At 69.6% G+C, this 19,700-nt stretch carries 18 protein-coding genes and 4 pseudogenes; 8 read left to right on the forward strand and 14 right to left on the reverse strand.

All coding sequences use genetic code 11. The features are described 5' to 3' along the window. Window positions 1-125: 125 nt before the first annotated feature. Window positions 126-806 (reverse strand): cytochrome b/b6 domain-containing protein, encoded by a 681-nt coding sequence (locus tag BN159_RS01035; RefSeq protein ID WP_015655003.1) that lies wholly within the window; start codon window positions 804-806, stop codon window positions 126-128. Further along, on the reverse strand, window positions 754-1,476 hold the full coding sequence (locus BN159_RS01040) for a molybdopterin-dependent oxidoreductase (RefSeq protein WP_015655004.1): 723 nt from the start codon (window positions 1,474-1,476) through the stop codon (window positions 754-756). The genes BN159_RS01035 and BN159_RS01040 overlap by 53 nt, the downstream gene beginning before the upstream one ends. 396 nt (window positions 1,477-1,872) lie before the next feature. Here BN159_RS01040 and abc-f point away from each other — a divergent pair, with 396 nt between their 5' ends. The 3 genes from abc-f to BN159_RS01055 all read left to right on the forward strand — a co-directional run bounded on the left by abc-f (window position 1,873) and on the right by BN159_RS01055 (window position 5,894). After that, a complete protein-coding gene (gene abc-f / locus BN159_RS01045) occupies window positions 1,873-3,507 on the forward strand; it encodes a ribosomal protection-like ABC-F family protein (protein ID WP_015655005.1) in 1,635 nt (544 codons plus the stop codon). A 79-nt stretch (window positions 3,508-3,586) separates the two neighbouring features. Further along, entirely contained in the window at window positions 3,587-5,233 is a 1,647-nt protein-coding gene (locus BN159_RS01050) for an ABC-F family ATP-binding cassette domain-containing protein (protein WP_015655006.1), read from the forward strand. A gap of 103 nt (window positions 5,234-5,336) precedes the next feature. Continuing rightward, on the forward strand, window positions 5,337-5,894 hold the full coding sequence (locus tag BN159_RS01055) for a CGNR zinc finger domain-containing protein (RefSeq protein ID WP_041818689.1): 558 nt from the start codon (window positions 5,337-5,339) through the stop codon (window positions 5,892-5,894). Window positions 5,895-5,898: 4 nt separating this feature from the next. Here the strand turns inward: BN159_RS01055 and BN159_RS46720 are convergent, their stop codons facing one another. Together BN159_RS46720 and BN159_RS47630 are read right to left on the reverse strand one after the other, a co-directional pair. Next, window positions 5,899-6,345, reverse strand: coding sequence for a helix-turn-helix transcriptional regulator (locus BN159_RS46720; protein ID WP_408055028.1), 447 nt, complete (start codon window positions 6,343-6,345; stop codon window positions 5,899-5,901). Further along, a pseudogene (locus BN159_RS47630) lies at window positions 6,337-6,761 on the reverse strand (cupin domain-containing protein); the annotation flags it as partial. The gene BN159_RS46720 and the pseudogene BN159_RS47630, both read right to left, overlap by 9 nt. A gap of 361 nt (window positions 6,762-7,122) precedes the next feature. Between BN159_RS47630 and BN159_RS47365 the strand changes: the two are divergent. Next, window positions 7,123-7,251, forward strand: a complete 129-nt coding sequence (locus BN159_RS47365; RefSeq protein ID WP_269450979.1) for a hypothetical protein — start codon at window positions 7,123-7,125, stop codon at window positions 7,249-7,251. 29 nt (window positions 7,252-7,280) lie between these two features. Here the strand turns inward: BN159_RS47365 and BN159_RS43395 are convergent. Both BN159_RS43395 and BN159_RS01080 read right to left on the reverse strand, forming a co-directional pair. After that, window positions 7,281-8,503 (reverse strand): annotated as a pseudogene (locus BN159_RS43395) (IS3 family transposase). Between the two features lie 226 nt (window positions 8,504-8,729). After that, a complete protein-coding gene (locus BN159_RS01080; protein WP_015655013.1) occupies window positions 8,730-10,391 on the reverse strand; it encodes an IS1182 family transposase in 1,662 nt (553 codons plus the stop codon). Window positions 10,392-10,580: 189 nt separating this feature from the next. Between BN159_RS01080 and BN159_RS01085 the strand changes: the two genes are divergently transcribed. After that, complete coding sequence (locus BN159_RS01085; RefSeq protein WP_015655014.1) at window positions 10,581-10,889, forward strand: alpha/beta fold hydrolase; 309 nt, start codon at window positions 10,581-10,583, stop codon at window positions 10,887-10,889. A gap of 209 nt (window positions 10,890-11,098) precedes the next feature. Here BN159_RS01085 and BN159_RS01090 read toward each other — a convergent pair whose 3' ends face one another. Further along, window positions 11,099-11,719, reverse strand: a complete 621-nt coding sequence (locus tag BN159_RS01090) for a hypothetical protein (RefSeq protein ID WP_015655015.1) — start codon at window positions 11,717-11,719, stop codon at window positions 11,099-11,101. A 46-nt stretch (window positions 11,720-11,765) separates the two neighbouring features. Then, window positions 11,766-12,284 carry a sigma-70 family RNA polymerase sigma factor gene (locus BN159_RS01095; RefSeq protein WP_231905552.1) on the reverse strand — a complete coding sequence of 173 codons (519 nt, stop codon included), beginning with the start codon at window positions 12,282-12,284 and terminating at the stop codon, window positions 11,766-11,768. A gap of 291 nt (window positions 12,285-12,575) precedes the next feature. Between BN159_RS01095 and BN159_RS01100 the strand changes: the two are divergent. From BN159_RS01100 to BN159_RS01105, 3 genes and pseudogenes are all read left to right on the forward strand, one after another. Next, window positions 12,576-14,023, forward strand: a pseudogene (locus BN159_RS01100) (glycoside hydrolase family 2 protein); the annotation flags it as partial. A 115-nt stretch (window positions 14,024-14,138) separates the two neighbouring features. Continuing rightward, a pseudogene (locus BN159_RS46730) lies at window positions 14,139-14,228 on the forward strand (MBL fold metallo-hydrolase); the annotation flags it as partial. A 153-nt stretch (window positions 14,229-14,381) separates the two neighbouring features. After that, window positions 14,382-14,939 carry a hypothetical protein gene (locus tag BN159_RS01105; protein WP_015655019.1) on the forward strand — a complete coding sequence of 186 codons (558 nt, stop codon included), beginning with the start codon at window positions 14,382-14,384 and terminating at the stop codon, window positions 14,937-14,939. Window positions 14,940-14,966: 27 nt separating this feature from the next. On the opposite strand, the gene BN159_RS01110 is transcribed toward BN159_RS01105, so the two are convergent. The 6 genes from BN159_RS01110 to BN159_RS46735 all read right to left on the reverse strand — a co-directional run bounded on the left by BN159_RS01110 (window position 14,967) and on the right by BN159_RS46735 (window position 19,410). Continuing rightward, on the reverse strand, window positions 14,967-15,569 hold the full coding sequence (locus tag BN159_RS01110; protein WP_015655020.1) for a GOLPH3/VPS74 family protein: 603 nt from the start codon (window positions 15,567-15,569) through the stop codon (window positions 14,967-14,969). Further along, window positions 15,566-17,005, reverse strand: a complete 1,440-nt coding sequence (locus BN159_RS01115) for a dihydrolipoyl dehydrogenase family protein (protein ID WP_015655021.1) — start codon at window positions 17,003-17,005, stop codon at window positions 15,566-15,568. Before BN159_RS01115 ends, BN159_RS01110 begins: the two co-directional genes overlap by 4 nt. A gap of 107 nt (window positions 17,006-17,112) precedes the next feature. Further along, the gene (locus BN159_RS01120; protein WP_015655022.1) at window positions 17,113-17,559 is read right to left on the reverse strand and encodes a VOC family protein; all 447 of its coding nucleotides are present in this window, start codon (window positions 17,557-17,559) and stop codon (window positions 17,113-17,115) included. 244 nt (window positions 17,560-17,803) lie between these two features. Further along, complete coding sequence (locus tag BN159_RS01125; RefSeq protein WP_015655024.1) at window positions 17,804-18,232, reverse strand: organic hydroperoxide resistance protein; 429 nt, start codon at window positions 18,230-18,232, stop codon at window positions 17,804-17,806. A gap of 244 nt (window positions 18,233-18,476) precedes the next feature. Further along, window positions 18,477-18,671 (reverse strand): hypothetical protein, encoded by a 195-nt coding sequence (locus BN159_RS01130; RefSeq protein WP_041820594.1) that lies wholly within the window; start codon window positions 18,669-18,671, stop codon window positions 18,477-18,479. Between the two features lie 106 nt (window positions 18,672-18,777). Further along, window positions 18,778-19,410, reverse strand: coding sequence for an alpha/beta fold hydrolase (locus tag BN159_RS46735; protein ID WP_015655026.1), 633 nt, complete (start codon window positions 19,408-19,410; stop codon window positions 18,778-18,780). Window positions 19,411-19,700: the final 290 nt, after the last annotated feature.

The following is a 19,700-nucleotide window of genomic DNA, read 5'->3' on the forward strand; positions in this document are numbered from 1 at the left end:
GTGTACAACTCTGATCAGACAAGGGCCGTCCGGCAACAGTAAGTTGACGGTCGTGTACCAGGCTCCCGGCGCGGAACGGGTGCGCAGGTGTTAGGTCATTCGGCGGTTGGCAGGTGTTCGCCGGGTCACTTCTCGTCCGAGCTTTCGTCGCGCTCCTCGTGCAGCCAGCGCGAGTGGTACCGACGCGCCCAGGACCGGCTTACGTAACCGGTGCGCATCCCGAGCCGCGCCTCCGGGTCCTCGAAGGCCCGGCGCATGTGCTCGAGTACGGCGATGGTGATGGCCCAGGCCAGCACGTCGTGGACGAAGATCGCGCTGGTGCGGGAGAGGAAGGGCAGCAGCCCCATGAACCACATCAGCAGGCCGGTGAACATCATCACCAGCACGGCGCCGGCGATCCAGCCCGCATAGATCTTCTGTCCCGCGTTGAACTTGCCGGCCGGCCGCGCCTCGGGCGAGGTCCTGCGCTTGCGTACGGCTCGCAGCCACTGCCGGTCGTAGGCCGCGAAGCGGTTCAGCCTGCGCAGGTCCGCGCGGAACTCGGCGGAGAGCAGCCCGAGGAGCAAGGGCAGCGGCAGCAGGATGCCCGACCACTCATGGACCGTGATCATCAGGTGGCGCCGCCCGACGAGCAGGGCGAGCGGACCGATGTACAGACATGCGGCGGACACCAGGCACAGCAGCATCAGGTAGCCGGTGGCGCGGTGGACCATGCGCTCGGCGGTGCTGAAGCGGCGCACCCGGCCGGCGGAGTCAGGCTCCGTCGCCGTTCCGGTCGGCGTCATCGAGCCAGCCGTCGATCGCATAACCGCGTTCCTCCCAATAGCCCGGGATCACCTTGTCGGTGACCGAAATCCCGGACAGCCATTTGGCCGACTTGTAGAAGTACATGGGTGCCACGTACAGGCGGACCGGTCCGCCGTGTGCGTGGGTGACAGGCTTGTCCTGCATCTTCAGGGCCACCAGGACGTCGGAGCGGCGGGCCTGTTCCAGGGTGAGGCTCTCGGTGTAGGCGCCGTCGAAGCAGGTGAAGCGGATCGCCGCGCCCGGCGAACGCACTCCGGCGGCGTCGAGGAGGTCCGCCAACTTCACGCCCTCGAACGGCGTTTGGTTCACCCGCCAGCCGTCCGTGCACAGCACGTCGTGCACGACCCTCGTCTGCGGCATCGCCCGCAGATCGCCGAGCGTGTACGTCTTCGGGCGGTCCACGAGTCCGTCGACCCGCAGCGTGTAGTTCGTCTCGTCCTTGTGCGGCACCGAGCCGACCACGCTGTAGTACCGGAATCCGCCCGGATTGGGCAGCAGTCCGGTCAGCCCGGTCGAGTCCACCTCGGAGGCGGCGGCGAGGAAGTTCTCCCAGCCGTGCTGGAGGTAGGGCGCGGTGGCGAGCCCCGCGGCGCCCGCGGCGAGCATGCCCAGCATCGCCCGCCGTGCCACCGGTGCGCCATTGGCCCCTGGCTTCGGCTGTCCTGCCATGGTCAGTGTGCTCCTTCGGATGAGGACGAACCGGGCGGTGTGCGACTACGGGAGACGCTTGCACACGTGTGTACGACGCCAGAGAGCGAGCGCCGTCACCGGCTTAACTGGTGACGATGATGGCACACGGCCCTGGGATCGGTCAACGCGGGCTGTCGACACACATGTGAAGGGACCGGGGGGTGTGGTGCTACGCTGACCAACGGCGTAACCGTCTATCGAGGAGTCGCGGACATGGTGGGTGACGACGACATCTCCGGGTGAGATCCGGATCTGACGGCCACGGGCCGGCGCTGAGAGCGCTGCCGACGTGGTCCGTTCTGTCGTACCCCTTTTCACCATGTCTGCCCAGGGCAGAGATCTGAGTTCTGCCCTCCGTACCCTTGAGGTCGCTCCATGTCCGACGCCGCCGTCGTCTGCTCAAACCTGTCCTTCGCCTGGCCCGACGACACTCCCGTCTTCCATGACCTGTCCTTCACCGTGCCCCCCGGCCGCACCGGCCTGGTCGCCCCCAACGGCTCCGGAAAGAGCACCCTGCTCAAGCTGATCGCCGGTCAACTCAAGCCCGCCACCGGCTCGGTGACGGTCAGCGGAACACTCGGCCACCTCCCGCAGAGCCTGCCCCTGACCGGGGACCTGACGGTCGCCGAAGTCGTCGGCGTCGCCGAAGTGATCCGCGCCCTGGACGCCGTCGAGTCCGGAGACGTCAGCGAGGAGCACTTCACCACCATCGGCGACGACTGGGACATCGAGGAGCGCACCCGCGCCCAGCTCGACCGCCTGGGCCTCACCGACCTCACCCTGGACCGCAGGCTGAACACCCTCAGCGGCGGCCAGGTCGTCTCGCTCGGCCTCGCCGCCCAACTGCTCAAGCGCCCCGACGTGCTGCTCCTCGACGAGCCCACCAACAACCTCGACCTGGAGGCGCGGTACAAGCTCTACGACGTCCTGTCGGACTTCACCGGCTGCCTGCTCCTGGTCAGCCACGACCGCGCCCTGCTCGACCGCATGGAACGCATCGCCGAACTCGGCAGCGACGAACTGCGCCTGCACGGCGGCAACTTCACCGCGTACGAGGAAGCCGTCCGCGCCGAGCAGGAGGTGGCCGAGAAGAACGTCCGCAACGCCGAACAAGAGCTGAAGCGGGAAAAGCGGGAGATGCAGCAGGCCCGCGAACGCGCCGACCGCCGCGCGAGCAACGCCGCCCGCAATCTCGGCAACGCCGGGCTGCCCCGCATCTTCGCCGGGAACATGAAGCGGGGCGCGCAGGAGTCCGCCGGCCGGGCCGGGCAGATGCACGCCGCCCGGGTCAGCGAGGCCAAGGCCCGTCTCGACGAGGCCGGACGCGCCCTGCGCAACGAACAGCGCATCACCTTGGACCTGCCCGACACCCACGTGCCCGCCGGCCGCAACCTCTTCCTCGCCGAAGGCATGCAGGTGCGGCTCGGGGACAGGGCCGTCTTCACGGAAGGCGGCGTCGACCTGACCGTCCGGGGGCCCGAACGCATCGCGCTGACCGGGCCCAACGGCGCGGGCAAGACCACCCTGATGCGACTCATCACCGGCGAACTCGCCCCGGACAGCGGGGAGATCAAACGCAACGACGGTCGCGTCGCCTACCTGTCGCAACGCCTGGACCTGCTGGACGTGGACCGCACCGTGGCGGAGAACTTCGCCGCCTTCGCCCCCGAGCGGCCCGAGGCGGAGCGGATGAACCTGCTCGCCCGCTTCCTCTTCCGCGGTGCCCGGGCGCACCTGCCGGTCGGGGTGCTGTCCGGCGGTGAACGTCTGCGCGCCACCCTGGCCTGCGTGCTGTGCGCCGAACCGGCCCCGCATCTGCTGCTGCTCGACGAGCCGACCAACAACCTCGACCTGGTCAGCGCGGCCCAGTTGGAGAGCGCGCTCAACTCCTACCAGGGCGCCTTCATGGTCGTCAGCCACGACGAGCGGTTCCTCGCCGCGATCGGCGTCGACCGGTGGCTGCGGCTGGCCGACGGGGAGCTCAAGGAGACGGGAGCGCCCGAGGTGTGAGCCGCCGACGTGTGCAGTGGCCCGCGTCCGAGGCTTCGTGCCCGGCGGGCCGTACACCGATCACGTTGGACGGTCTCCCATGCCCCAGCCCGCCCTGCTCGCCCACGACCTCGTCCGCAACCTGGGCGGCCGTCGCGTCCTCGACGGCATCTCCCTGACCGCCTCCCCCGGCCACCGCATCGGCCTCGTCGGGGAGAACGGCGTCGGCAAGTCCACCCTCCTGCGGGTCCTCGCCGGCGTGGACGACCCCGACGCCGGAAGCGTCACCCGCCCCGCCGATCTCGGCTTCCTCCACCAGGAGATGCCCTACGACGCCGACGCCACCATCGCCGAAGTGCTGGACGAGGCACTGCGTGAGGCCCGCGAGGACCTCGCGGAGGTGGACCGGCTCGGCGGGGAACTCGCCCGCGTCCCGGAGGACGACCCCGCGCACCAGGAACTCCTCGTCGCCTACGGCGGGCGCCTTGAGCAGGCCCAGGACCGCGAGTCCTGGGACGCCGACCGCCGCGCGGCCCTGGTGCTGGACGGCCTGGGCCTCGGCGGGTTCGGGCACGACCGCACGCTCGGCTCGCTCTCCGGCGGACAGCGCGGCCGACTGGCCCTGGCCGCACTGCTCGTGAGGCGGCCGTCGACGCTGCTGCTGGACGAGCCCACGAACCACCTCGACGACGGCGCCGCCACCTTCCTGGAGGAACAGGTCCGCTCGCTGCCCGGGACCGTGGTGGTCGCCAGCCACGACCGGGCCTTCCTCGACGCCGTGTGCACCGACCTGATCGACCTCGATCCGGCGGTGCACGGCCCGGTCCGCTACGGCGGCAACTACAGCGCCTACCTGTCCGAGCAGCGCGCCGAGCGGGAGCGCTGGGAGCGGCGGTACGCCGAGGAGCAGGAGGAGTTGGCGCAGCTGCGCCACTCGGCGGGCGTGAGCGCGCACCGGGTGGCGCCGGACCGGGGGCGCACCGACAACGAGAAGATGGGGTACGGCCACCGGGGCGGACGGGTGCAGAACCAGATCTCCCGCCGGGTCCGCAACGCCACTCGACGGCTGGAGGAACTGGAGCGCGGTCAGGTCGCCGAACCACCGCGTCCGCTTCGGTTCGCGGGCGGGGAACTGGCGGCGCGTACCGAGGACGGCCCGCGCCCGCTGGTGTCCCTGCACGAGGTGCGGGTGCCCGGCCGGCTCACGCTGGACGGGTTGGAGCTGTCGGCGACGGACCGGCTGCTGGTCACGGGCGACAACGGGGCGGGCAAGTCGACGCTGCTGGCCGTACTCGCCGGACGGCTGCAGGCCGAGGGCGAGGTGTACCGGCGGCGCCGTTTGACGGTGGGGCTGCTCACCCAGGACACCGCGTTCGAGCGGCCCGACCGCACGGTCCGGGACACCTACGAGCTGTCGCTGGGTGAGCAGCTGGCCGAGAAGGTGCCGCTGAGTTCGCTCGGCCTGATGCACGAGGCGGACCTGGGCAAGCCGGTCGGGCAGCTGTCCGTCGGGCAGCGCCGCCGGCTCGCGCTGGCCCTCCTGGTGGCCCGCCCGCCCCAGCTCCTCCTGCTCGACGAGCCCACCAACCACCTCTCCCCACGGCTGTGCGACGAGCTGGAGTCCACGCTGGGCCCCGGCCCCGGCGCGATCGTCGTGGCCAGCCACGACCGCTGGCTGCGCCGACGGTGGCAGGGCCGCGAGCTCCGACTGGAGCCTGGGCAGGATCGAGCGGAGGGCCGGTCCTGACCTGCACCGATGTCGCGAGAGGGCGTCCTGCCGCCAGACGGGGCGCCCTCTGGTGTCGGGGCACTTCTTGCACTCCGGCGGAGTCACCTGCCAAGATGGTGATGTGAATCTTGACCATGTATTCGTGTGCGGACACCCGGCGCTCGACTTCGCGGCCACCCTCCGAGCCAGGCGCTCGACCCGGTTCGAGATGTTCGTGACGCCGGAGCGGCTGAATGCCTGGTATCTGGAGTCCGGCCTGGTGGACACGATCACCCCCGGCGACGAGGTCGACGTCCGAGCAGCCACGACCCTGCGCGAGGCCCTCTACCGGCTCGTCACCGATCGCCGTCTCGGCGAGGAGTTCGACGCGGCGGCCCTCGACACGGTCAACGCCGCCGCGCGCAAGACGCCCGTGACGCCCCAGCTCACCAACACGGGACGGCACACCGAGGCCACCCCCGAGCAGGCCCTGGCAACCATCGCCCGGCAGGCCGTCGAACTCCTCAGCGGCCCGGACGTCCCCCTGATGAAGGAGTGCAGCAACCCCGAGTGCACGCGCGTCTACATCGACCGCTCCCGGGGCATGCGACGCGAGTGGTGCGGCATGGAGTCCTGCGGCAACAAGATCAAGGCCGCCGCGTACCGGGCCCGCAAGAAGGCGGCGGCCACGACCGCGTGAGGTGTCAGCAGTTCGGCGCGCTTTCCGTGAACTCCCGGTAGGCCCGCGGTGAGGTACCCATCACCCATTTGAAGGCGGTGCTCAGGGCGCTGTCCGAGCCGTAGCCGACCGAGCGCGCAATGGCGGTGAAGGTCTCCCGGCCCTGGCGGAGTTGCTTGGCCGCGAGTTCGATCCGCCAGGCCGTGAGGTACTCGTACGGACTCTGGCCGACCGCCTTCTTGAACCGCCCGGCGAGCACGGTGCGGGACACCGATCCCGCGCGCGCCAGTTCCGCGACGGTCCACGAGTGCGCCGGGTCCCGGTGCACGCAGGCCAGCGCCGCGGCGACCGCCGGGTCCGCAAGGCCCGCGAGCCAGCCGGGGCCGGTGTGCTCGCCGCCGGTCAGGTGGGACCGCAGCACCTGCACGACCATGACGATCGCGAGGTGCTCCGCGATCAGATCGGCACCCATCTGCCGGTGCCGCAGTTCCTCGTCGATCGCGTCGAGCACCCAACCCAGCGTCCGGGCCCGGCCCGTACCGGCCGACAGGTGGAGCACCGGTGGGAGCCCGTCGAGCAGGAGTTCCTGCGCCCGCACGCCGAAGGAGAAGCGCCCACCCAGTATGTGTGGACGTCCTCACCGTCCCCCGCCCGGGCCACCCCCGCGTCGGCCTTCGCGAACAGAGGCCCTGCCGCCACGGCCGGGACCTCCGGCTCGCTGCGCAGCGTGAAAGCGCGTCTCCGGGTCAGCAGGAAGCAGTCGCCCGCCGACAACTCGATCGGCCGGGGCACACCCTCGACCTCCAGCAGGCAGCTCCCGCGCCGAACGGCGTTGAACTTCACCCCGGGAGGCGGCGGGAAGTCGACCGCCCATCGACCGCCCGCCATCAGGCCGGCGGAGAGATGCCCGCGCGTGTCCAGCAGCGCGAGGACGTCCTCCAGTGGATCCACGCCGTCTCTCCCCCATCCAGTCTCGACGCGCGTTGCGGTCCGCCACGGATCGGCGGCCGGAACCGGTGGTCGCGAGCCTACTGGTGTGGACGCCCGGGCAAGTCCGCCGGACGTCCGAACATGGCGACCCCGGGTTCACACTCCCTAGGCTGGCGAGCGGGACGAGCGAGCCGGTGTCTCCACACATGTCGGAGACATGTGCTCCGCGCTCCTCCCCTCCCGAGCACCACCGACCCCGAGCCACGACGGGCGTGCTTCCGCATGCCCTCACGGTTCCTTTCGAGAAAGTCCTGCCCGCATGACCAGCGCAGTCCACAACGATCCCGTCATCCTGCTCGTCCACGGCGCCTGGCACGGCTCCTGGTGCTGGGAGCTGCTGACTCCCGAACTCACCACGCTCGGCTGGCGGGTGGAGACCGTCGACTGAGGCGTCCCCCGGAGTGTGGACACAGGGGCTCATGCCGCGATCGATAGCTTATCTGCTCGCAGATGCTGCTGTTCGAACTCCACCGGTGAGAGGTAGTTGAGGGAACTATGGCGCCTGCGGGCGTTGTAGTAGGTGAGCCACTGGAAGATCTCCAGCCTCGCCTGTCGCACCGTCGAGAACAGCCTCTGGTGCATCGTCTCTCTCTCTTGAGTCCCTGCCAGAACGACTCGGCCAGAGCGTTGTCGTAGCTCGAGCCGACCCGGCCCATGCTCCTGCGGATCCCGAAACCGTCACAGACCTGCGCGAACGAGGTTGACGTGTATTGCGAGCCCCTGTCCGCGTGGAAAATCACCCCGTCCACGCGGCCACCACGGGCCGCGACGGCCATCGTCAGGGCGTCGATGACCAGTCCGGCGCGCATGTGGGTGGCCCATCGAGTAGCCGAGCACCCGGCGTGAGCAGATGTCGATGACGCAGGCGAGATACAGCCAGGTGCCGCCGACCTGCACGTATGTGATGTCGCCGCACCACTTCTCGTCCAACTGGCATGCGGAGAAGTCACGTTGGACGAGATCCGGGGCAGGTGGCGCGAGGCGGTCCGGGATGGTCGTGCGCTTGCGGCGCCGCAGGTAGCGGCCCTCGATCCTGTTGATGCGCATCAGGCGCTCGACGCGCTTGCGGTTGACGATGTGACCGAAGCCCCGCAGCTCGGCATGCACGCGGCGGACCCCGTAGGTGCCCTTGTGCGCGGTGTGGACCTCGCGGATCTCCGCGACAAGCTCGTCCTCGGCGGCCTGCCGCACGGTGCGGGCCTTCGCGCCGGCGAGCCACTGGTAGTAGCCCGAGCGCGAGACCTGAAGGACCCGGCATATCCGCTGCACGCCGAAACCAGCGCGATTCTCGGAGATGAAGTCCCAGCGGCAGGTCTTCACTTCATCTCTTTGGCGAAATAGGCCGCTGCCCGGCGCAGGATCTCCCGCTCCAGCTCCCACTCCTTCTCCGCCTTGCGCAGCCGACCGTTCTCCGCCCGCAGCCGAGCCGGTTCCTCGTCCCGGCTCGCACCGGTCGGATCACCGTGGCTGTGATCGCGGCCGGCGTGTTCGTCGGCCTGGCGCACCCAGCTGCGGAGCGTCTCACCGGTAACCCCGACGTCCGCCGCGACCGCGGCATACGTGCGCTTTCCGCCCGCCGCGCGGTACAACGCGACGACGTCGTTCCTGAACTCCTCCGGATACGGAGACTTCCGTCCCACCAGGACACCCTTCCTCGGATCTGCAAGATCCATTGTCAGTGTGTCCACACCGCCGGGGTCGCCTCATCCTGCACCTGTACCGGATGGGCCACGCGCTCATCCCGGCTGCCGGGAGGGCAGTCGTCAGGCGTCCCCGTGGCGTCAAGCCCGCCACCGCAAGGTAGGCAGGAATCTCCCTCGTTTACGACTCCGTTGGGAAATCGACGAAGCGGGCTCCTGGGGTCGGTTATGCCGCGAGGGTGAGTCGTGCGAGGTGGGGGACGCGGGTGGTGCCGAGTGGGGTGTCGTTCAGCCAGGCGTCGACGCGGGTGAGGTTGAGGGCGGTGGCGGAGAGGATGTTCGCGAGGTGGGTTTTGCTCTGGCCTCGGTAGGGGGTGCGTCGCAGGTGGGTGCGGCGGACGGCCTGGGAAATGGTGCCCTCCACCCCGGCTCGCACGTCGTAGCGTTCTTTCCATGCCTCGGTCTGCTGCTCAGCGCGTCGTTCTTCGAGGATCTGCTGCTGCTCGCGGGGCAGCAGGGTCAGGCTGCGGCCCCATTTGCCGTTGGCTGCCTTGGTGCACCTCGGTCTCAGCGGGCAAGGATCGCAGTCGGCGAGCGCGAAGTGCACCCGGACGAGCGGGGTCCCGCTGGCCTTGCGCTGCTGGGACCAGCTGACGCTGGAGGCTCCCTGGGGGCAGGTGACCTTCCGAGCGTCCCAGTCCGTGGTGAAGGCGGCCTGGGTCAGGTGTGGTGCCTGCGGGTCACGTTCGTTGTGGTGGGTATCTGCGCCGACGGGTCCGACCAGGTCGATGCCGTGGTCCTCACGTGCGGCCAGGATGTGGGCGGCGGTGACGTATCCGGCGTCCACCACATGCTCGCGCGGCCCAAGCCCGCGTCCGGCCAGGCGCTGGTGGATTGTTGTGGTGACCTCGGTGTCGTTGACGGTGGCGTTGGTGGTCTCCACGTTCGTGATCAGGTGCGGTGTGGTTGGCTCGCAGGTCTCGCTCAGGTGGACCTTGTATCCGCACCAGCCCGCCCCGCGCTTGATGCCGTAGTGGGCGTCGGTGTCATACGGCGAGGACAGCCTGTCTCTGGCCGGCGGGAGGTCCTTGCCCTCCCGCCAGCGCACCCCCTGCCCGTCCCGGTGATACTGCTCTGCCCAGGCCCGGCGCAGGACACGGACTGCGGGGACCTCACCCAGCCAGGCCAGAGCGGTCGGCCCATCAATGGCGTCCAGGAGAGCGAACCCGTCCCGGCCGACCCGCTCGGCCCATTCCCGGCGGACGTTCTCCCCCTTCGGGAAACGGTAGTTGTCGACCTTGTTCCCATATCGCTCCACCCACGCGGAGCTGATCAACGGCGCCAGCCAGTCCGGGGCTGCCGCGGCCAGCGCCTCCAGCGCCGCCCGAAGCGTCTCGCCGACGAACTCCATCCGGTTCAGCGTGCGCACCGCGGCCAGCACATGAGTGGAGTCGGTCCGCTGCCGACCGCCGGCCCTCAGCAGCGCGGCCTGTGAGAGCCGGGCCAGCATCGCCTCCAGGACCCGCTCTTCCAGCCCGTGCATGATCAGACGGGAGCGGAAATCCCCCAGGACGGTGAAGTCGAACCCCGGATCATCCAGCTCCAGCCCCAGCAAAAACTTCCAGTCCATTCTGGCCCGCACCTGGTCAGCGGCCTGCCGGTCGGACAGACCCTCGGCATACTGCAGCACCGACACCAGAGCCAGAGCTCCCGGCGAGATCGCGGGCCGGCCTCGGTCGGGGAAGGCGGCGGCGAAATCTTCATCCGTGAACAGCACACCGAGCGCCTCACGAATCCGGATGGCCAAGGTCCCCTTCGGGAACGAGGCCCGCACCACCCGAGCCGTCAGCTCAGGCACCCCGTCATCCGACCGCGACTCCAACGACATCCCGCCCCCATCCCGCCAACGACCATAGCCATCAACAAGACGAACGACACGGCCCCGCCCGAATCACGACTTTCCCAACGGAGTCGTTTACGAGGGAGAGCACTTCAACTCTCCGCCTTCCAGCTGGACGAGGGCGAATCCCTGTCCGGCCTGAGCGGCGGCGCCCTCCCAAGCGGCGAGACCGGCACTTTGCCCGCCCACGAGGACGCCAGGAACCACCTGTACGCGGACGCCCAGGACGACGTCGCGCGGCGCGCGGTCGGCCGGCTGGTGCTGCAGACCGTGAAGTCCTTCAGCGAGTCCCTGACCACGACGGCCTGGAAGACCGTGCCCTCCACCTTCATCGTCTGCGAGCAGGACCGGGCGGTGGATCCGGGCCTGCAGGAGCAGTTGACGGCGCGCTCGGAACGGTCGTACCGGATCGCGGCCGGTCACTCGCCCTTCCTGTCCGTGCCGGCGCAACTGGCCCGGCTGATCACGAAGGACGCGGACCGCTGACCGTGTCACGGGCATGGCCGCACTGGCGGCCCTGAGGGGGGACTCGGGCCGCCAGTGCGGGGACGGGGACGGACCACGAAGGCGTGGCTGGACTCCGAATGCCCCGTCACGGCCCCGCCACGCATGTCCGCGGCAGGGCCTTCCAGAAGGAGAAACGGAACGGCGGACCGAAAAGGTTCACCACAACTCGCCCGCTGTTTCGGGGTGTTTCAGAGATACATGGCTCGGTGGCTGCGCAGGGCGAACGCGTCGCCCGAGCTCAGAATCGTCACGATCTCCTGGCAGAAACACCGGTACTCCCTCTCCTGCTCCGGCGACAGGGTCACGCGGACGACCGGCCCCCGCAAGACGGCATGCCGCAGTGAGCCCAGCAGACCCTGAGGCGGCGACAGTGACAGCACCTCCATGACGCGCCGGAAGGCATCGGTGAGGTGCTCCTCCCGGTCCGCCGGTTCGGCCTGGGCCTGCCCCGGGATCGCTCCCCAGGCCCTCTCGCCGTCGGCGAACAGGGCCAGACAGGCTGCCAGTTGCCCGAGGTCAGCCGCGTTCAGGTCGATCGGGCACAGGCTCGTCAACTGCTCGCCCCGCGCGCTGTACAGGGCGCACCTGCGCCACTCAGGCACCGCGGAATCGGCGGATACGTCATCGGAGTGCCACAGCGGCAGCTTCAGCAGCACCCGCACCCAGCTGTCGTAGGCGTCCGAGACGATCCGCTCGTCGTCGGAGTCCCCTCCCTCGCTGTGCAGCCGGTGGAGGTGGCGGAGCAGCGGTTGTTCCAGGCTCTGGAACTTCGCGAAGAACACGGGATCGTCTGGGACCAGGACGCGCATGGGCTCCTCCTCTGACCGGTATGAACCACCCGGAGACCCGAGCAGGCTAGGCCGCCTCGGGCCGCACCACCGTCCGCAGCTTGCGCAGCGCGTTGTGCTGACGGCTCTTGACGGTGCCGGCCGGGACGCCGAGGATGCCGGCGGTCTCCTGGATGGTGCGGTCGCAGAAGTAGATGTGGACCAGCACGGCTCGCTGCTCGGGAGACAGTCGGTGCAACAGGGGCCTGGTGACCAGGGCGTCGTGCACCGCCTCGGTACCTTCGGCGCCGTACGCCGGCTCGTTGTGGGCGTATCCGACGACTTCCCGTCGCGCATGGGGCTTGCGTACCCAGTCGATGACCAGGTTTCGGGTCACGGTGAAGAGCCAGCTGCGGACCGAACCGTCCGTCCCCAGCAGACGATCGATGTTCCGCCAGGCCCGGATGACGGTCTCCTGGACGATGTCCTCGGCGAGTCCGCGGTCACCCAGCATCTTCTCCGCGTAGGAGACAAGTCCCTCCCGATGCTCCCTCATGATGGTGCCGAGCAGCTCGGCCCCGGACACGGCCGTGGGCGGGGTAGCCATAGTGTTCTGAACCGTCCTGGTCAGCGGTACGCGGCAGCGGAGTGATAGATACGTGTCGTCGTGCACCGGCGTCTCTCATGCACACACGTGTGAGTGACACACATCCTGCGCGAAAACCCCGTGTTTGTCGAGCCGCCCCGCCTCGCGGCGCATCGTCCCACCCGTCAGCCGTCCTTCTGAACAGCCATCCCCGGCAGGGGCCTTGACAGAGAAGTATCCGACACAACAGCCTATGGCAACGTTGTCAGATCACGGGAGCCGCACCCGCAACAGCCGACGCTCGCTTCCCGACGACCCCTGCCCGCCGAGCGGATGGAGGCGGCAGTGCGGATGCACCGCGCCATGCACTTCACGATGATCCGCAACTGGGTCGGCAGCAGCAACCGTGAAGAGTTCTACGCCGCTTGCGACCGGCACGGCATCATGGTGTGGAACGACTTCCCCAACGCCTGGAGCATGGACCCGCCCGACCACGAGGCGTTCCTGTCCGCGGCGCGCGACACCGTGCTGCGCTATCGCATCCACCCGAACGTGGCCGTGTAGTGCGGCGCCAACGAGGGCAACCCGCCCGCCGCCATCGACCAGGGCATGCGCGAGGCGGTGCAGAGCCAGGCGCCCGGCATCCTGTACCAAAACAACTCCGCCGGCAACATCGTCACCGGCGGCGGTCCCTACGGCTGGGTCGAGCCGGAGCGGTACTTCGACACCTCGACCTACGGCAGCAAGCACTTCGGCTTCCACACCGAGATCGGCATGCCCGTCGTCTCCACCGCTGCCAGCACCCGCGCCATGGTGGGCGAGGACGGTCCCGAATCGCCGATCGGCGGCGCCTGGTGCCACCACGACTGGAGCGAGCGCGGGAACCAGGCACCACACACCTACCGGGCCGCGATCGAGACCCGCCTCGGCACGGCCCGCGACCTGGACGACTTCACGCGCAAGGCCCAGTTCGTCAACTACGAGAACTTCCGGGCCATGTTCGAGGCGTGGAACGCCCATCTGTGGGACAACGCCAGCGGAGTGATGCTGTGGATGTCCCACCCGGCCTGGCACAGCACGGTCTGGCAGACCTACGACTACGACTTCGACGTCAACGGCGCCTACTTCGGCTGCCGGAGCGCCTGCGAGCCCCTGCACATCCAGGCCGACCCGGTGCAGTGGCAGGTCATCGCGGTCAATCACATGCGGCGGGCCCTGAAGAACGCGAGGGTCTCCGCCGAGACGTACGACCTGTCCGGGCACCGCATCGCGAGCACCCGGCACGCCCGCGCCGACGTGGATCCCGCGGCCTCGGCCGAGGCGTACACGTCGCCGTTCACGGACGACATGCCGGAGCTGCACCTGCTGCGACTGACCCTCCGCGACGACCGGGGCCGGGTGCGCTCCCGCAACACCTACTGGCGCTCCCGCACGCCGGGAGCCCTGCGCACCCTGAACCAGCTCCAGCAGGCCGGACTGTCGGCCTCGCTCACCCAGGTGTCGCGCCACGGGGAGTGGCACGAAGCGACCGCCACGGTACGCAACCGGGGGCCGTGGTGGCCGCGATGGTCCGGCTGTCCTTGCTCGACGAGGACGGCGCCCGGGTCCTGCCGACGCTCTACGACGACAATTATTTGTGGCTGCTGCCCGGCGAGACCCGCACGGTCACCCTGTCCTGGCCGGCCACCGCCCTCTCCTCCGGCCGCCCGAAGCTGGAGGTGGAGGGCTACAACACTGCCGCCGTCACGGTGCGGGGCTGAGCAGTACCGAGGAGACACCGAGCCCGCGACGCCTCTACGGCGGCGCGGGCTCTCGTGTGTCGGTCAGGACCCGACATGTATCTCGTGCGGGCGTTTGTCCTCATGATCTGATGACGAGGTGCCCCACGCGGGCCGCGACTTCCTCGACCAGGTGTCCGTCGGGCAGGTACTCGCCCCGGCATGGCGGCCCGGTGTGCTCCCTTGGACGCCCTGGTCACGGCTCACGAGGTGACACACATTTGCCCTTGTTGCGACAAGGGAACTTGCCCTGCGACCGGTCGGGAGTTGACACTTATCTGCGAGGGGCCCACGGTGTGGGTACCATGCGCAACGTCATGCTTATCGAGGGAGGAATGGTGTGACCAGCCAATCAGCCGCCACGCTCCGGTCGCGTTACCTGGAGCAGGCCGCATCGGATCTGGAGCAGAACCGTCGGCAACAGCAGGAGTTGGCGGACAGGCTCGCAGCGTTGAAGCAGGAGGAGGGACTCCTCGCGGGCATCCTGAATCTCGCCGAGCAGTACGAGGGTTTCTCGGATGCGTCGCGTCTGCCCGAGCAGGCACAGGACGAGCCCGTCGTGGCGAAGTCCAAGAGGGCGCCGTCCGGCGGTGGTTCGAAGCGGTCGGCGTCGGCCAGGACCACTCACTCGCCCACCACGGCGAAGAGGTCCGGTGCGAAAAAGTCACACCAGCCTCTGCTCGGTGACCTTCTGACCGACCTGCTCGGCAAGTACGACGAGCCGCGTCCGGCGAAGGAGTTGCGGGACGAACTCCTGAAGAAGCACCCCGACCGCAACCCGACGCCACAGGTCGTACGGAACACCCTCGAATCCCTGGTCGCCAAGGGGCGCATCCAACGTCACAAGCAGGATCGCTCGGTCATGTACACCCTCGTGGAGCCGGGCGCGACCGCCTGACGCCTCCCCCCGGCCGCAGTACCGCGCCTAACCTCGCCAGATGTTGTCGAAGGCGGCGTCCTCGATGTCCCGGCGCAGCCGTACCGCCCGCAGCTCCGTCACCGCGTCCCCGACCGCGCCCAACACCTTGGTCACCGCGTCCTCGTCGGGGTTCTCGTGGTGCTCGGGCTGCGCGTCACCGAGACTCAGGACCGAGGTCAAAGCAGCGAGGACGGGCTCGCCCGATGCCTGGCGCTCCGCCGCGCGGCCGCGCTCGGGCGCGTCGGTCGGCAGACTCCGCGAGGACCGCAGTCGCAATCCGCGCCCCCTCGCGGGGACGAGGAGCCCGGCCCCTTCCAGGTTCTTGGCGTACACCTCGGCAAGTCCGCTGCCCCGGCGCCACAGCCAGTCCTCGACCGTCTCGTACGGCTCCTGCCGGACGAGCGAGTCGATCGCCTGGCCCAGCAGCGGGTCGTCCGTCGCCATCTGCGGTCCGGGCACCATGCGGTCGTCGTCCAGGGTCAGCGCCCCGGCCTCCAGCAGATCGATCGCCTCGGCCCCTGCCAGCGCCAGGGAGAGGTCGCCCCGCTCCACGGTCCGGTCCGGCGGCAAGCCCAGAGCGACGAGAGCGAGGTCGCGTGCGGTGGTCACTGGTCCCTCCTCGTCTCCAGCAGACGCAGCCATACCTCGCTGATAGTAGGAAACGCGGGCACGGCGTGCCACAGGCGCTCGACGGGCACCTCACCGACGATCGCAACGGTGGCCGATTGCAGGAGTTCGGCGACGCCCGGCCCGGCGAAGGTGGCGCCGACCACGGTGTTGCGGTTCCGGTCGATGACGAGGCGTGCCCTGCCCTGGTAATCGGAGCGGTACTGGTGGGCTCCCGCCAGTTGGCCCATGTCGTAATCGACGACCTCCACGGCCCGGCCGTCGCGTTCGGCGTCGGCGGCGGTCAGCCCCACGGAGGCGATCTCGGGGTCGGTGAAGACGACGCCGGGGACGGCCTCGATGTCAGCGGCTGCGGTGTGCGGCGCCCAGCGGCCGCTGCCCAGTGTCTCGCCCCGGGCCCGGGCACCGATCACGGCGCCGGCGATACGGGCCTGGTACTTGCCCTGGTGGGTGAAGAGCGCCCGGCGATTGACGTCGCCGACGGCGTACAGCCAGTCCCCTGGTACGGCGGTGACGGTCAGGGTGTCGTCGGTGGTGAGCCAGTCCCCCGGGATGAGCCCCACCGTGTCGAGCCCGATGTCCTGCGAGCGCGGAGCGCGACCGGTGGCGAAGAGGAGCTCGTCGGCGGTGAGTTCACCGCCGTCCGCCAGGGTGATCCGGAGCTCGCCGTCCGGCAGGCGCTCGGCCGCGACGACCGAGGTGTTGAAACGTATGTCCGCACCGGCTTCCCGCAGGTGCTCGGCGACCAGTTCGCCCGCGAAGGGCTCCATGCGCGGCAGCAGCCCCTCGCCGCGGGCAAGCAGGGTCACCCGGCTGCCCAGCCCCTGCCAGGCCGTGGCCATCTCGACGCCGACCACACCGGCACCGACGATCACCAGGCGCCCCGGGGGCCGTTGGGCGCTCGTCGCCTCCCGGCTCGTCCAGGCGCGCAGGTTCTCGATTCCGGGCAGGTCGGGCAGGGCCGCCCGACTGCCGGTGCACACGGCGACGGCGTGCCGGGCCCGCAATCGGACAGTGTCGCTGTCAGGTGTCTCCACGGACACCTCGCGCTGCCCCACGAGGCGGCCATGGCCGCGCAGCAGGTCGATACCGGCCGACTTGATCCATTCGACCTGCCCGTCGTCCTTCCAGTCGGCCGACATGCGGTCGCGGTGCGCGAGGACCGCCTCGGTGTCGAGGGGACCTTTGAGGGCCGGGCCGAAACCCGGAACGTGCAGGGCGTCGGCGCGCAGCAGGACGGGGCGCAGCAGCGCCTTGCTCGGTTCACACGCCCAGTACGAGCATTCGCCGCCGACCAGTTCGCTCTCCACGATGACGGTGCTCAGGCCGGCGGCGGTGGTGCGGTCCGCGACGTTCTCGCCGACCGGGCCCGCGCCGATCACGATGACGTCGTAGGTTCCTGCGGTATCGGTCGTCACGTGTCCTCCGGGGTGGGTGCCGGTCGGGTGTCGGCCGGTCGCATGGGTGTCGGTTGGGGGTGGGTCGGCCCCGGCGCGGCAGGGGGTGGCCGCGCCGGGACCGGGTCTCAGCGGCCGGGAGCGCGTTCCGTGACCTCCTGCAGGAACCACTCGTTGCCGTCCACGTCCTTGAAGGCGGCGAAGGTGCCGTAGCTGGCCCGCTCGGGGTGCGGGCCGGGGACGCGGTGCGCGTCGCCTGCGTGGTGGAAGGCGCCGGTCTCGTCGCGGAAGGGTCCGGAGACCTCCACACCACGGGAGGTCAGCTCCTCCTGGGCCTTGACGATGTCGGTGACGGTCAGCTGGAGGCCGTGCAGCGTGCCCGCCTCCTGCTGGGTGAGTCCCGTTCCGAAGATGATCGAGCACTCGGAGCCGGGTGGGGTCACCTGCACGATCCGGTAACTGCCGTTGATCGGGAAGTCGGCGTCGAGGCGCCAGCCGAGCCGCCCCACGTAGAAGCCCAGGGCACGGTCCACGTCGGAGACGGGGAGGATGACGACTTCGAGCTTCATGTCCATGGCTGTGATCTCGCTTTCAGCGGTTCGGATCGAGGGTGTGCGAGGGATATACGTGTGCGGAGCGGGTCACAGTGCTCGGCAGGACATGTGACCCGAGGAGGCTCGAAGCCGCTGGGCCGTATCCCAGCAGCGCCACGCTCTGCGACCAGTGCCACACCTGCGTGTTGGCGTCTTCCTGAGGCGGCTGCCCGGCGTTGACGGCGGAGGAGAACATGTCCTGACCTCGGTCGCGGGAAGGGGCGGATCAGGCCGCGGCCGTCGCCGTGATGGTGACGGGGATGTTGTCCCGCGTGGCCTTGGAGTACGGGCAGATCTGGTGGGCGGCGTGCGCGAGTTCCTCCGCCGTAGCCTGGTCGACGCCGCCGAGGACGGGGCTGAGGACCGCGGACAGGGAGAACTCGCCGTCGTCCCCGTGGGTGAGGGTGATCTCGGCGGTGATGGCCGTGCTGGTCAGCCGTATCTTGCGGAGCGTGGCGGCGCGGCGCAGGGCGCCGAGGAAGCACGCGGCCCAGCCGGCGGCCAGGAGCTGCTCGGGGTTGGTCGCGGTACCCGAGCCACCGAGTTCCTTGGGGAGGGCGAGGCCGGTCTCCAGCAGACCGTCGGAGGAGCGGACGCGGCCGCCGTTCCTGCCCTCTCCGTCGACGTCGACAACGGCGGTGTAGCTGACTGCCATGGCTGGTGCTCCCCATCTGGGTCGAAAAGTCGTGGGTCGCCTCCCGACCAGGACATTCCCTGCGTCACCGGTTGAGGAGGTGACGAAATCATGGCAGCACCGATGTCACCAGTCAAGTCGGTGACGGAGGGAATGCCGCTCGCCGGACAGGCGGTCAAGAACGCGGCGACGCCGCGACTTCGACAGCCCCGAGGGGGCCACCGGAGCCGCGGCGTCGCCGAGATCGGACCGTCTCGAGATCGGCCTACAGCCCGAGATCCAGAGCCAGGCACGAGTAGTGCTTCCACGAGCCTTCAGGGTTGTACGTGGCGTTCACCCCACCACCCGGCTCACCTTCGACCTCTTCGGTCATGTCCTCGAAGCGGATCCGCTCGGGGAGCTTGCCGAACCGTGCGTGACGCGCCGCCGCGGCGGCATCCATCGCGAGTTCCTTGTCCATGACCATTCCCCACCTCGTGGATCGCGTACTGCTTGTCGCCTTGGACGACCATCAGCATGCCCTGATCCTCGTCACCCGTCAAACAGGTGACGAACATGCTGCACGGTCATGTCATCGCGTCGACTTCGACAACGGCGTCGGCGAACGCCCGGGGCTGCTCCTGCGGGAGGTTGTGGCCTGCGTCGGGGACGACATGGTGGGCCCAGGGGCCCGAGAAGTGCGGGGCGTAGGAGCTGCCGTCCGTGGGCGGGATGACGCCGTCGGCCTGCCCGTCCAGCGTGACCGCGGGGGCGGTGATCCTCGGCTGGCCCAGCAGCTTCCGTTCCGGACCGGAGCAGCGGGGGTCACCGGCGGCCACGGCGAGGCGGTGACGGTAACTGTGGATCACGACGTCGACGTAGTCCGGATTGGCCCACAGCTCCGCCGCCTGCGCGAACTCGGCCTCGATGAAGCGCCATTCGGGCGAGTTGCGTCGCCAGACGACGCGCGCCAGGTCCTCCCGGTTGCGCTGGAGCCCCTTTCGCCCGCGCTCGGTGGCGAAGTAGAAGAAGTACCAGTACCCCAACTCCGTCGCAGGGGTGAGCGGTTCCTGCGCGAGGGCCAGGTTCTGGATGAGGTAGCCGTTCACGGAGACCAGTCCGGTGCACCGCTCCGGCCACAGCGCCGCGGCCACGTCGGCGGCCCGCCCACCCCAGTCGTACCCGGTGAACAGGGCCTGGGGAACGCGCAGGGCATCCATGAAGGCGACCACGTCCGCGCCGAGTGCCGCCTGCTGACCGGACCGGAAGGTGTCCGCGTGGAGGAATCGGGTCGCTCCGAGGGATGTAGCAACGGTATCCCCGGCGGACGAGCGCGGGCGCCACCTCGGCGTAGGAGCCGACCGGGCTGAAGGGCCAGCCGTGCAGCAGGATCACCGGTTTGCCGCGCGTCGACCCCACGTCGTGATAGGCGATGTCCAGAACGTCGGTGCGGGTGTGCCGCACCGGTCCCAGGTCGCGTTCGGTCCGGCCGGCCGGCGCCGCCGCGGTG

Source organism: Streptomyces davaonensis JCM 4913 (assembly GCF_000349325.1).
GTDB classification, from domain to species: Bacteria; Actinomycetota; Actinomycetes; order Streptomycetales; family Streptomycetaceae; genus Streptomyces; species Streptomyces davaonensis.